The organism is Blautia sp. AM28-27, from assembly GCF_003480905.1.
GTDB classification, from domain to species: Bacteria; Bacillota; Clostridia; order Lachnospirales; family Lachnospiraceae; genus Fusicatenibacter; species Fusicatenibacter saccharivorans.
In genome coordinates this window covers 335,762-348,533 of the sequence record NZ_QUJK01000001.1, presented here as the reverse complement: position 1 = coordinate 348,533, position 12,772 = coordinate 335,762, and the positions used below count along the sequence as shown (strand labels likewise).

11 protein-coding genes are annotated in these 12,772 nt (G+C 50.1%); all 11 read right to left on the bottom strand.

The annotated features are described in order from the left end of the window. Window positions 1-31: 31 nt before the first annotated feature. The 11 genes from DW743_RS01620 to DW743_RS01570 all read right to left on the bottom strand — a co-directional run bounded on the left by DW743_RS01620 (window position 32) and on the right by DW743_RS01570 (window position 12,748). A complete protein-coding gene (locus DW743_RS01620) occupies window positions 32-1,114 on the bottom strand; it encodes an FtsW/RodA/SpoVE family cell cycle protein (protein WP_117509641.1) in 1,083 nt (360 codons plus the stop codon). 63 nt (window positions 1,115-1,177) lie between these two features. Continuing rightward, window positions 1,178-2,545, bottom strand: coding sequence for a UDP-N-acetylmuramoyl-L-alanine--D-glutamate ligase (gene murD / locus DW743_RS01615; RefSeq protein WP_055226952.1), 1,368 nt, complete (start codon window positions 2,543-2,545; stop codon window positions 1,178-1,180). Window positions 2,546-2,564: 19 nt separating this feature from the next. Beyond that, window positions 2,565-3,521 carry a phospho-N-acetylmuramoyl-pentapeptide-transferase gene (gene mraY / locus DW743_RS01610; protein ID WP_055226954.1) on the bottom strand — a complete coding sequence of 319 codons (957 nt, stop codon included), beginning with the start codon at window positions 3,519-3,521 and terminating at the stop codon, window positions 2,565-2,567. A gap of 249 nt (window positions 3,522-3,770) precedes the next feature. Then, window positions 3,771-5,495, bottom strand: coding sequence for a peptidoglycan D,D-transpeptidase FtsI family protein (locus DW743_RS01605; RefSeq protein ID WP_117760485.1), 1,725 nt, complete (start codon window positions 5,493-5,495; stop codon window positions 3,771-3,773). Between the two features lie 82 nt (window positions 5,496-5,577). After that, window positions 5,578-7,632: a peptidoglycan D,D-transpeptidase FtsI family protein gene (locus DW743_RS01600; RefSeq protein ID WP_117760486.1), complete on the bottom strand. Its 2,055-nt coding sequence runs from the start codon at window positions 7,630-7,632 to the stop codon at window positions 5,578-5,580. 74 nt (window positions 7,633-7,706) lie between these two features. Then, entirely contained in the window at window positions 7,707-8,216 is a 510-nt protein-coding gene (locus DW743_RS01595; RefSeq protein ID WP_022461068.1) for a hypothetical protein, read from the bottom strand. Between the two features lie 29 nt (window positions 8,217-8,245). After that, a complete protein-coding gene (rsmH, locus tag DW743_RS01590; protein WP_117760487.1) occupies window positions 8,246-9,184 on the bottom strand; it encodes a 16S rRNA (cytosine(1402)-N(4))-methyltransferase RsmH in 939 nt (312 codons plus the stop codon). A gap of 29 nt (window positions 9,185-9,213) precedes the next feature. Beyond that, window positions 9,214-9,645: a division/cell wall cluster transcriptional repressor MraZ gene (mraZ, locus tag DW743_RS01585; RefSeq protein ID WP_022461070.1), complete on the bottom strand. Its 432-nt coding sequence runs from the start codon at window positions 9,643-9,645 to the stop codon at window positions 9,214-9,216. Window positions 9,646-9,968: 323 nt separating this feature from the next. Continuing rightward, window positions 9,969-10,844, bottom strand: a complete 876-nt coding sequence (gene lgt / locus DW743_RS01580; RefSeq protein WP_022461071.1) for a prolipoprotein diacylglyceryl transferase — start codon at window positions 10,842-10,844, stop codon at window positions 9,969-9,971. A gap of 28 nt (window positions 10,845-10,872) precedes the next feature. Beyond that, window positions 10,873-11,970 carry a redox-regulated ATPase YchF gene (gene ychF, locus DW743_RS01575; RefSeq protein WP_022461456.1) on the bottom strand — a complete coding sequence of 366 codons (1,098 nt, stop codon included), beginning with the start codon at window positions 11,968-11,970 and terminating at the stop codon, window positions 10,873-10,875. Between the two features lie 124 nt (window positions 11,971-12,094). Next, entirely contained in the window at window positions 12,095-12,748 is a 654-nt protein-coding gene (locus DW743_RS01570; protein WP_147345090.1) for a thiamine diphosphokinase, read from the bottom strand. Window positions 12,749-12,772 lie beyond the last annotated feature (24 nt).

Genomic DNA, 12,772 nt, shown 5'->3' with positions numbered 1-12,772 from the left:
TGTTCCCGTTCTGCAGCGCTTTTCCGCCTTTTTAATCGGTGTCCCTCGAGACCGACAGGGCAAGCCCCATCTCGCCGAGCAGAAACAACACGGAGGTGCCGCCGTAACTGATAAAAGGCAGCGTAATGCCGGTATTCGGAATCGTATTTGTCACAACCGCGATGTTCAGAATCACCTGAAGCGCAATATGCCCCATAATTCCGCCCGCAATCAGTGCTCCGCCAAGATCCCGCGCATGGATCGAAATAACCATCAAGCGCCAGATCAGCACCGCAAACACGGCGATCACCAGGCAGGCGCCGAACAGTCCGCCCTCCTCACAGATAATCGAAAAGATCATATCATTCTGCGCTTCCGGCACAAAGCCAAGCTTCTGCAGGCCTTTTCCAAGCCCGCAGCCAAAGATTCTCCCGCTGCCGATCGCATAGAGTCCCTGAATGGTCTGGAACCCCTTCTCGTACGCCTCCGGGTTGCGCCAGATGGCAAGGCGTTCGAGGCGGTAGCTCTCCATCATCAGAAAAACGGCAATAAACCCGATGCCGGCGCCTCCGATTCCGAGAAACGGCAGGTAGCCCGGATGTGAAATAAAGATCAGAAATGCACAGATTCCGAGCAAAATAATCGCCGTACTTAAGTTATTGCTTCCGACAAGCGCTGCAATCGGCAGGGTGCACAGCACCGCCTTTGTCATAAACCAGAGACTGTCGGACCGGCCTTTCGTGTGCTCCATCACCCAGGGCAGGAAGAGAATCACCGCCATCTTGGCAAATTCCGAGGGCTGGAACGATAAGGGGCCAAGCTTTAACCACCGCTTCGAGCCGTTGTACTCACTTCCGAAAAAGAGCACCGCCGTCGAGAGCGCAAGGGAAGCCGCATAAAACCACGGTGCCAGTGCAAACAGCCGCCGGTAATCTATTTTTGCAACCGCATACATACCGATTACACCGAGCGCACTTGCAAAGAGCTGCTTCTTGAAATAATAAGCCGGGTCATGGAATCTGACCCGGCCGTTATACGCGCTGGCGCTGTACAGAATCACAAGGCCAAGGCCAAGCAGAATCCATACCGTCACCAGCAGCGTCCCATCTATTTTTTTCTCTTTTTCCTTCCGCATCCGCGCCACACCCGCCGTTCGCTCTTTTTCAGCTTATGCGGGATAGTTTCCTGATATGACTTTTTACAGTGCTCTTACGTACTCCTTAAACAGCTCACCGCGCTGCTCATAGCTCTTAAACTGATCCCAGCTTGCGCAGGCCGGGGAAAGAAGAACCGCATCCCCTGCATTTGCCTTGTCGTGGCAGATCTGTACGGCTTCTTTTAAGTTGTCTGCCATGATAATGTCGTTGAATCCGACGTTTCTTGCCGCTTTTGCGATCTTCTCTTTCGTATCTCCGATCAAAACCAGGAAACGTACCTTTCCATCGAATGCCTGAATCCACTCTTCGTAGGTGGACTGCTTGTCGTAGCCGCCGCCGATCAGCAGAGTCGGGCGGTTCATCGCCTGGATGCCTTTGATGGCCGCATCCGGATTCGTTCCCTTGGAATCGTTGTAATATGCCACGCCGTCCTTCTCGCAGACATACTCGATGCGGTGCTCTACCCCTGCAAACTCCTGAATGACTTTGCGGACAGTTTCCATCGGCACGCCTGCATGAAGTGCCATCGCAGAAGCAACCATGACGTTTTCAAAATTATGTAGGCCGAGCAGTTTTAAGTCGTCGGTTCTGGTCAGAAGCTCCGTCTCGCCGTTCTTTGCAATGCGGATTTCGCCGTCCTGATAATAGATGCCGTCCTTTAACGCACGCAGACTCGAGAAGTACATCACCTGTACTTTCTTCTCTGCCATCAGTTTCTCGCCGAACGGGCGCAGGATTTCGTCCTCATAATTCAGCACACAGAGATCATCCATCGTCTGATTTTCGGTGATACACTCTTTCACGCGGATATACTCTTCCATCGTGTGATGGCGGTTCAGATGATCCTCGGTAATGTTTGTGATCGCACTTGCCGCCGGATGGAACTCTTTGATGGTTTCCAGCTGGAAGCTGCTGATCTCGGCAACCGTTACGGTATCATCTGTCGTGTCGAGTGCCGCGGATGTGTACGGGGTTCCGATGTTTCCGACCACTTTTACTTCCGGCTGATATGCTTTCATGATCTCGCCGAGCAGCGATGTTGTGGTGGTCTTTCCGTTAGTACCGGTAATCGCAAGCACTTTTCCGCGGCTTACCTGATACGCCAGCTCCACTTCACCGATGACCGGAATCTCTTTTTCTTTCATTTTAAGGACAACCGGCAGATCCGTCGGAACGCCCGGGCTTAAAACGACAAGATCAAGGCTGTCGAGCATCTCCTCCGGGAGCTCGCCTAAGACAACTTCCACGCTGTCACGGCTCTCTAATTTTTTTAAGATTTCTTCTTTTTCGAGTTTGTCATTTCCATCGTAAAGAACGACAGAAGCACCTTTCTTGTGCAGCAGCTCCTCCGCTGCAATTCCACTCTTTCCGGTTCCGAAAACCAGTACTTTTTTTCCTGCGAAAATCATGTTTGATTACCTCCATATTTTAAAGCCCCATCAATGCGATCAGGCATAGTATCGCTGTGATTGTAGCAAACACCGTCACAATCTGTGTCTCCGACCAGCCCATCAGCTCGAAATGGTGATGGATCGGCGTCATCTTGAAGATCCGTTTTCCCTTCGTCAGTTTGAAGAATGACACCTGCAGGATCACAGAGAGAATCTCCATCATATAAATGAATCCCACAAGCGGCAGAAATAAGGGGAGACGTAAGAAACACGCCATTCCCGAGACGAAACCGCCGAGTGCCAGACTTCCTGTATCGCCCATAAAGACGCGGGCAGGAAATACATTGAATACCAGAAACCCCAGCAGACTCCCGATAACCGCAAGCGGAGACGGGGAAACACCGTTTCCGAGGCCGATCGATGCCACGGAAAAGAAAACAGCATTTAAAATCGTCACACTCGCCGCCAGTCCGTCAAGGCCGTCGGTAAAGTTGACACCGTTGACCGTTCCAAGAATCACAAAGGCGAGAAACGGAATCGTAAAAATCCCTGCGTCCAGCTCTTTGCCTGGAAGGAACGGAATGCGCATCCGGAGGGAAATTCCGGAAAAACGCGCCAAATACCACAGAAAGACTGCTGTAATCACTGCCTGCAGTGCCATTTTCTGCTTCGGGTACAGCCCGTCGCTGCGGTGCAGCACGACTTTCAGATAGTCATCGAGAAAGCCGATCAGGCCAAAACCAAGCGTCAGAAACAGCACCGGAACCACTTCCGCTCCCTCTTTCCGGAAAAGGAGGGAAACTGCGGTAAACGCCGCCAGAAACATCACGCCGCCCATCGTCGGGGTTCCCGCTTTTTTCTGGTGGCTCGGCACACCCTCTTCCCGCTCCTTCTGCCCCGCTTTGACTTTTCGCAGAAACGGGATCAGAACCGGCCCCAGCGCCAGGCTGATGCCAAAGGAAAGAAGAACCGGCAGGATCATTTCTCTTTTCATAGACGCACCTCTTCCTTTTTGTACGGATTGTGTACGGAACAGGCATGTCAAAATATTTTCTCCAGCCTATTCAGTATATAGCTTTTTGTTCTGTTTCGCAACCTTCTTTTATAATCCAAGTTACGGTTCGCTCAGCAGTGAAACACTTGCTGTTTCGCTGCGTAAGAAAGTGATTCAGGTGTGAGCAGCCCTCCTTTTGCGAAGCAAAACTTTAAATGAGGGCTGCGAAGGACACAATTCTCAGGTTTCCTAAGAATTGTGTCCAATACCGAGATACGGAAGTACATTGGAAAAGATATCGCGGATCACCGGCGCGCAGATCGTTCCGCCGTAGTAGACGCCCTGCGGATTGCGGATAATGCAAAGCCCCAGCACCGTCGGATGCTCCGCCGGGGTGAAGCCGAGGAATGAGGAAATATAGCGGTTGGCGCTCCGCGGAAGTGTCTGCGAGGTTGCCGTCTTTCCGCCGATGGAATATCCCTCGAGGTACGCATTCTTTCCAGACCCTTCTGAAACGACGCTTTCCAGAATTTCGCGCACCGTCCTGGAAGTTTCTTCCGAAAGAACCCCTTCTTTTTCCGGAAATTTCAGATGCTTTACGACATTTCCTTCTTCATCAAGCACATCCGTTGCGACATGCGGCGTCACCATTTTTCCACCGTTGACGAGCGCAGAGACCGTCGCCGCCAGGCGGATCGGCGTGATCTGGAAGGACTGGCCGAATGCCATCGTCGCAAGCTCAACCTCTCCGATGTTTTCCTCCTTGTGCATAATCGTCGATGCCTCGCCCGGCAGATCGATCCCCGTCTTTTCCATCAGACCGAAATTCCGGAAGTAATCACAGAACTTTTCCACACCGAGCCGCAGCCCCACTTCAATGAACACCGGGTTGCACGAGTTCTGCGCGCCCTGCACGAAGTTTTCGGCTCCGTGTCCCGTCCGCTTGTGGCAGTGGATCCGGCGGTCCTCCACGATTTTGTAGCCGGGACAGAAAAACGAATCGTTCGGCGACACAACGCCCTCCGAAAGTCCCGCCGACATCGTGATGATCTTAAAGGTAGATCCCGGCTCGTACGTATCGTTGATGCAGGCATTCCGCCACATCTGGTTCAGCAGATCCTGAATTTCTTTTTCCGAAAGTCCCGTTGTATCCTGCTGCAGCGTGAACGGATCGTTGAGGTCGAACTCCGGCACATTGACACAGGCATAGATTTCTCCGTTCTGCGGATTCATAAGAAGAATCGAGACGCTGTCCGCCTGTTTTTCTGCCATCGCCTTTTCCGCTGCCTGCTGGCAGTACGCCTGGATATTGACATCCAGGCTGACCTTTAAGTCCCTTCCCGCCACCGGCTCCTGGCGGCTCTCCCCGATGCCGTTCTGCTCAATCCCGCGCGCATCCGTTGTCGTCAGGATTTTTCCGTTGATTCCTTTTAAAATTTCCTCATATTCCACCTCCAGTCCGATGATGCCCTGATTATCGCCTCCGGTGAAGCCGATAACGCGCGACGCCAGCTTCCCTTTGGGGTAATACCGCTTGAAATCCTCATCCACTTTTACCCCCGCGTATCCGTACGACCGGATGGTATCACCCGTCTCCTTGTCCACATTCGTCTTGACACGCTCGATTGAAGACCGCTTCTCCACGCGTTTCCGCGCCGTCTCCTCCGAAATTCCAAGCTCTTTTACCAGCATCGCAATCACCGCCTCCGGCTCCTCAATCTGGCTGTGGATCACGGAAATCGTACAGACCGTGCGGTTTGCCGCGAGAACTTCCCCGTTTGCATCAAGAATCCGGCCGCGCGCCGCCTTGATCCCGCGCTCCCGCTCGTGCAGATCATCCGCCTTCTCGGAATAATAGACGGACCGGAACACACACAGATACACCAGCCGCCCGGCAAGTCCGACCATCATTCCCATGCAGAGTACCCACAGAAGAACCGTCTTTTTCCGGTGATACGTTTTGTTTTTACGCATAGAATACCCCATAGCCGAATCCATTATGATAACACTATATGGAAACTGCTATGGGGTTATGTCTTTTGTTTTTTATGTTTTTTTACTCTTCATTGATGAGATCCAGCTCGGCGTTTGTCAGACCGCCGTTCTCGATATTGCTGTTTTCAGCACTGTTTTCCGTATCGTCTTCCTGTACCGGTGCCGCTACGTTTGGATCATCCGTTCCGGTCTCGGAGCCTTCGCCCGTCACACCGTCCGTATCATCCGGGAATACGTTCAAATACGGCAGCAGTTCTGTGTAGATCTCTTTTACGATCTCCTGTGCCAGCACACTGTTCGCCTGATTTTCTACATCCGGCTCGTCCACAATCGCGTAAACAACAGCTTTCGGGTTTTCTACCGGTGCAAATCCGATAAAGGAAACGAGATATTTTCCATTGCCTCGCGGATACTTCTGTGCAGTACCTGTTTTTCCTCCCATCGTGTAACCGGCAACCTTTGCACTCTGGCCGCTTCCATCGGTCACGACTCCCTGGAGGAAACTTCTCATTTTATCGCTGATTTCCGCGGAAACCGTCTGACGCACCAGATTCGGCTCATTGCTCTCAACAACAGCTCCTGTGCTGTCCGTGATCGTCTTCATCACATGCGGCTGGTAATAATTGCCTCCGTTGATCAGAGAGGAAAACGCAGCTGCCTGCTGTACCATCGTCACGGTATAGCCCTGTCCGAATGTACTCGTTGCAAGCTCGGTCGGTCCCATGGTATCCTCCGTGTGAACCAGGCCGTACGCCTCACCCGGCAGGTCAATTCCTGTCAGACTGCCGAAACCGAAAATATCCTGATAGCGGAGAAATTCCGCTGCTCCCATCTTCTGTCCGATCTGCATCATACCAGCGTTGCAGGAGTTTTTCAGTACATCGGCCGGTGTCTGTACGCCATGTGTTCCCGGATAAGCTCCGCAGCGGATCATCTGCCCTGCAATCGTCTCAAACCCCTCACAGTCAAACAGGGTATCATCATCGATTACATCGAGGGAATATGCCGCCGCCACGTTCATCGGTTTTGCCGTGGAACCTGGCTCATATGCATCGGAAATACAGTAGTTTTTCCAGATGGCACTCAAAGCCTCCATTGTCTCGTTATCGTTCATCGCATCAATTTCTTCCTTCGAATAGAACGGTGTCAGATCTCTTGGATTGTTCAGGTCATACCAGTCGGAAGAATCCATACCAAGAATCTCTCCATTGTTCGGATCCATCACGACAACGCCGATATTCTTTGCCGCTTTTGTCTGACGGTTCGTCTCAGTGTCCGATTCGTCCGCGCCGTTCTGGACATGAATCCGCTCATTGTAATTCTCGATCGCCGTGCGGATGATCTTCTGAATATTTACATCAATCGTCGTAACCACGTTTTTGCCCGGCTGCGCCTCGATGATCGTCTGTTCCATATCCGCATCTTCGTTGTAATAGCCGAACTGGCGGCCATTCACGCCATTTAAGATACTGGAATAATACCCTTCGATTCCCCAGTCTGCCGTGTCTCCTGAATACGTAAAGCCGATCAGATCGCAGGCAAGTGAATTTAACGGATACGTTCTGTGGTAGGATTCCTCGAACCAGACGCCGCGGATGTTGGCACGGTATGCTTTTTCCGCCTGCTCGTTCTCATCGAGCTCCTTGTTCTTTTTGTCCGCGTACTCGTCCACATAGGCCTCAAACGCTTTTTTCGCGTCCATCGAGACCTCTCTGGCGAGAACCTGGTACTGGCTTTCTTTTGTCGTTTCGCCGGTCAGACGATCCCGGATATCCGTCTCGTCGAGTCCGAAGTATTCAACCAGTGCTGCTACGGTCGGATCGACGTACGGATGGGTATCGTTCTTTTCTTCATCTTTTACCGTCGTATTGGCAAGTTTACAGTCGAGAATAACGTTGTAAACCTTCTCACTCGTTGCCAGAATCGTTCCGTTCCGGTCGGTGATACTTCCCCGCTGGAATGGAATTGTCCTGCTGTCGTAGGACTGCTGCGTCTGGCTTAAAACCTGTCTTTCGTATTTTTCTCCCTTTGTGGCATTCACATACGTAATGTCAATCGCTAAAGCAACAAAAACCAGCATCACTCCCAAAAAGAGTGCTACCAGTTTTCTGCTCATACGCCCACTTGTCTTCCGTCTCCGGAATGCCCCGCTTCGTTTTTTATTTTTTTTCTGTTTACTCACGTTTTCACCTATTTCGCATCCGGAACATCCTGATACTGTCTCACATAGCTGTTTTCTGAATCATCGAAATAAATTACCTGGGACTCATCTGCATATTTCATGCCGAGCCGGTTCTGTGCTGCTTCTTTGACTGCCTCAAGATCTTCGGAGGCAACCGTTGTATTGTAATAGGCGTCATTGTCCGCCTTCAGATCGCTCAATTCTTTTTCTTTGCTGGTAATGTCTTCCGCCTGCGTGGTAACCACGGTCTGCAACTTGACATACGCAACACACGCCGCGATACACAGTGTGCAGACAATGGCAAGAAAAACAGCGTAGCCCGCGCTGATCTGTGTCGCCCGTGCCCGGTTTCTTCTTGTCTGGCTGCTCACACCCGATTTCAGAGGCCGTGCTTCTTTTGGTGCTTCCTGCGGCTGTGCTGCAAGACGCCGTACCGCACTTCCGTCCTCAAACGTATCTGGCGTATAACGTTTCGTTCTATCTGTCGAATTTACCCTTCCATCTGCCCGTCTGGCCATAACTTCTCTGTCTCCTTCGTGCCGAGCCGTCACACTTTTCGTTCAAAGACGCGCAGTTTTGCGCTCTTGGAACGGGGATTTGTTTCCATTTCCTCTTCTCCCGGCAAGATCGGTTTCCGAGTTACTACGGTTCCCTTGGACTTCTTTCCGCATACACAGACCGGAAATTCCGGCGGACACGTACATGGATGCTCGTTTTTTCTGAAAATGTTTTTTACGATACGGTCTTCCAGAGAATGAAAGGTGATGACACAAAGTCTTCCACCGTCATTTAAGAGATCAATCATGCCGTCCAGTGACTCCGACAGAACGGTAAGTTCCTGGTTCACTTCGATACGGATTGCCTGAAAGGTTCTCTTGGCCGGATGGCCGCCCGTCGCCCTTATTTTTGCCGGAATCGAGCGCTTGATGATTTCGATTAACTCCCCAGTTGTTCGAATCGGCGCCTGCTGCCGGCTTACGCATATATTGTGTGCAATTTTTCTTGCAAAACGCTCTTCTCCATATTCATGGAGAATACGCGAAAGATTCTCTTCACTGTAATCGTTCACGACTTCGTACGCGGAAAGAGCATTTCTCTGATCCATCCGCATATCCAGCGGAACATCCTCACGGTATGTGAATCCACGCTCTGCATTATCCAGCTGATAGGATGAAACTCCAAGATCCAGCAGGATTCCGTCTACCCCGGTGACTCCGATTTCGGCAAGACGCGGAACCATATCGCAATAATTGCTGCGGATAATCGTGACCTGGTTCTGATATGGTTCCAGGCGTTTACCCGCAACAGCTATCGCAGCTTCGTCCTGATCTATGCCTATTAATCTCCCCGTGGCAGATAAGCGCTCACATATATGACTGGAATGTCCAGCGCCTCCCAACGTCCCGTCCACGTAGATTCCGTCCGGTTTTATCTTAAGGTTTTCAATGGTTTCCTTCAGTAATACTGATGTATGCGAAAATTCCATGGTCATCTCCTGTATCCCAACGAAACAGATCAGATCACAATGCCCATCTCTTCCATTGATTCGGCGATGGCATCCATATCATCATAATTGCTGTTTTCGTTCCATTTTTCCTTGCTCCAGATTTCAATCCGGTTGATATTTCCGGTAAGGACTACATCTTTTTCCAGACCAGCAAATTCCCGCAGCGTTGCCGGTACGAGAATCCTCCCCTGCTTGTCCAGTTCACATGACGTAGCACCTGCTACAAAGAAACGGGAAAAAGTTCTGGCGTTTTTGTTTGTAAGTGGTAAGGCTCTCAGCTTCTCTTCAAAGGCAGCCCATTCGTCGTTTGGGTAAATGGAAAGGCATCCGTCCAATCCCTTCGTCAGTACAAACTCTTCTCCCAGCTGTTCTCTGAACTTGGACGGTATGATCAATCTTCCCTTCGCGTCAATCGTATGACTGTACTCTCCCATGAACATAATGAAAACCCTCTTATCACCTGAAATGGCGGTCTCCCCACGCACCACTTCATGTATCGCGCCGCAGCCAGACTGCCACATCCGCTCCACAACGCACCACTTTTCACCACTTTCTACCACTTATATTTTTATTCTATATCAACTCAGGGAAAATAGCAAGGTCTTTTTTCTATTTCATTTTTAAGATTTTTCCCAAAATGCAACATTTTTATGCGCATTTTCCGCCTTTTTTATACCAATTTTGTATCAAAAAAGAGAAAACCTTTTTTGCCGGTTTTCCCCTTTTCTGTATTTTTATTCTGTTTTTTTCACTGGTTTTATCCTTAAGAATGGGCTGTCTCCCCACCGGATGATAATTTTTTTCGTTTCCATACCACCAGGATGGTACATCCCACCACAAGGCACCCCGAAAGGAGCTGGGAAACCGGAAGTCCCACCACCGGAAGCAGAAGCTGGTCGGTGCGGAGTCCCTCGATCCAGATTCTTCCAAGGCCATATCCTATCAGATACATCAGGAACACTTCGCCGTTAAATTTTTTTCTTTTCCGAAACCAGAAAAGAAAAAGCAGGACACCCACATTCCATAAACTTTCATATAAAAAGGTGGGATGCACCTGAATATACTCGACGCCGTTTACCGTCACCACATGATCCCACATTTTCTGTGTGATTTCATTGGCACGGACCGCGGAAACCGGAAGCTGCATCGCAAACAGGTTGTTAGTGTAGTCACCGAATGCCTCACGGTTAAAGAAGTTTCCCCACCGTCCCATAATCTGACCGAACACGATGCTCATGCTCGCGGTATCCATCAGAAGGCTGAAGTTCTGTTTCTTCTTTCTGCTGTAAATCACCACCGCAATGCAGGCACCGATGATGCCGCCGTAGATGGCAAGTCCGCCCTGGCGGATGTTGAAAATACTCAAAAGATCATCCTTATAATAGTCCCAGGCAAATATAACGTAGTAAATCCGTGCCCCGAGAATACCGGCTGCGATGCCGATCATCGCAAGATCGAGGTACTGCTCCGGGTTCTGCCCTGTCCGCTTTGCCTCTCTTTGGGCAATCCAGATCGCAATCATCATACCGGTTACGATCACGATGCCGTAATAGGCAATGGAAAATCCGAAAATACTGATGTTTTTTCCCACATGGTCGAGATAGATCCCGAGATTGGGAAAATTAATTTCCATATCCATAACTTATATTCTCTCTTATTATTACTTATCAAACGTTGAAACGGAACAGGATGACATCGCCGTCGCGGACAATGTAATCTTTTCCTTCCATACGCACAAGGCCTTTCTCTCTTGCTCCTGCGTAGGAACCGCAGTCGAGCAGATCCTGATAATTGACAACCTCGGCTTTGATGAATCCGCGCTCGAAATCGGTGTGGATTTTTCCGGCTGCCTGCGGTGCTTTTGTTCCGACTTTGATGGTCCATGCACGGGTCTCATCCTCTCCTGCTGTAAGGAAGCTCATGAGGCCGAGCAGACGGTAGCTTGCTGCGATCAGTTTTTCCAGACCGGACTCGGTAAGACCAAGATCCTCGAGGAACATTTTTTTCTCATCCTCTTCGAGTTCGGAGATTTCTGCCTCGATCTCGGCGCAGATGACGAATACTTCGCTGTTGTGCTCTTTTGCATATTCGCGGACGGACTGTACATAGGAGTTGTTTGCACCGTCGTCAGCGAGATCATCCTCTGCTACGTTTGCTGCGTAGATGACCGGTTTACTGGTCAGCAGGTTGTACTCTGCGATCCATTTCTCCTCGTCCTCGTTCTGCAGCTCCATCAGGATGGCATCTTTTCCGTCCTCGAGCAGTTTTTTCAGACGCTCCTGGAATTCGAGCTCTTTTGCTGCCTCTTTGTCCATTCTTGCAGATTTTGCAGTTTTGGAAATACGGCGCTCGAGTACCTCAAGGTCGGCGAAGATCAGCTCAAGGTCGATGGTCTCGATATCACGGAGCGGATCAATGCTGCCGTCTACGTGGATAACGTTCGGATCCTCGAAACATCTGACAACGTGAACGATAGCGTCTACCTCACGGATATTGGCAAGGAACTGGTTTCCAAGTCCCTCTCCTTTGGATGCACCTTTTACAAGACCTGCGATGTCAACGAACTCGATGACAGCCGGTGTTACTTTCTTGGACTGATAGAAATCTCCGAGCTGCTGCAGACGCTTGTCCGGAACCGGCACGATGCCGACATTCGGGTCAATGGTACAGAACGGATAGTTTGCGCTCTCTGCTCCTGCTTTGGTCAGGGAATTGAAAAGTGTACTTTTTCCGACGTTCGGAAGGCCCACGATACCTAATTTCATAGTAATCTATATCTCCTTTGTTTTTATTTTTCGCTTCTTTTTCTGTTCGGGTTTTTTTTATGCACAAAAAGAGCCCAATGCAACTATAAATTATAGCACACGGGCTCTTTGATTTCAATGGATTTTAATCTCTTGACTGTACCATCAGAAGAATGCCGCCCTCGTACGATACATGCGCGGTCTCCTCGACGATCTCATTGCTCACGCACAGACCACCCGAAGTATTCGGCAGATAGTGATGGTCGAGCGGGTAGGCGAAGCCCTCCAGGGTGATGGATGCGACTTCCTTTTCCAGCGGGAAGAACGAAACGTACTTTCCGAACTGCTCTTCTTTCCGGATTTCAAACGAAGTTTCCACCGGAATCGTAATCAGATTGCGGCTGTCCACGATGTAAGCCGGAATTTTCTTCTCCCATGCCGTTTTCAGGTTCTGCACAATACTTAAGAAATGGTCAAGTCTTCCTCCTGTTGCTCCGAGGATCGTGATTTCACTGCTTCCCAGAACAATCGCCTGCTGAAATGCGATGTCCGTGTCCGTATTGTCCTTCATGGGATTAAATTCCCGGATCGGTGCGACATGGTTCTCCTTGTAATAATTTAAAATCTTCGGAGATAAACTGTCAAAATCTCCCAGAATATACGTCGGCATAATCTGGTAATGGTAGCAGAACTCCAGTCCCCGGTCTGCTGCCAGGATAATATCAAACTGCTGTTTCTGAAGATATGGGAAGGCAAAATCCGGTTCGATCATCCCTCCCGAAATAATACATGTTCTCACGTTTCCCTGCCTCTTTTTTCTGTC

Coding starts and splice junctions, on each gene's coding strand:
- DW743_RS01620 (WP_117509641.1), bottom strand. CDS start 1,114: ATGCGGAAGGAAAAAGAGAAAAAAATAGATGGGACGCTGCTGGTGACG.
- murD (WP_055226952.1), bottom strand. CDS start 2,545: ATGATTTTCGCAGGAAAAAAAGTACTGGTTTTCGGAACCGGAAAGAGT.
- mraY (WP_055226954.1), bottom strand. CDS start 3,521: ATGAAAAGAGAAATGATCCTGCCGGTTCTTCTTTCCTTTGGCATCAGC.
- DW743_RS01605 (WP_117760485.1), bottom strand. CDS start 5,495: ATGCGTAAAAACAAAACGTATCACCGGAAAAAGACGGTTCTTCTGTGG.
- DW743_RS01600 (WP_117760486.1), bottom strand. CDS start 7,632: ATGAGCAGAAAACTGGTAGCACTCTTTTTGGGAGTGATGCTGGTTTTT.
- DW743_RS01595 (WP_022461068.1), bottom strand. CDS start 8,216: ATGGCCAGACGGGCAGATGGAAGGGTAAATTCGACAGATAGAACGAAA.
- rsmH (WP_117760487.1), bottom strand. CDS start 9,184: ATGGAATTTTCGCATACATCAGTATTACTGAAGGAAACCATTGAAAAC.
- mraZ (WP_022461070.1), bottom strand. CDS start 9,645: ATGTTCATGGGAGAGTACAGTCATACGATTGACGCGAAGGGAAGATTG.
- lgt (WP_022461071.1), bottom strand. CDS start 10,844: ATGGATATGGAAATTAATTTTCCCAATCTCGGGATCTATCTCGACCAT.
- ychF (WP_022461456.1), bottom strand. CDS start 11,970: ATGAAATTAGGTATCGTGGGCCTTCCGAACGTCGGAAAAAGTACACTT.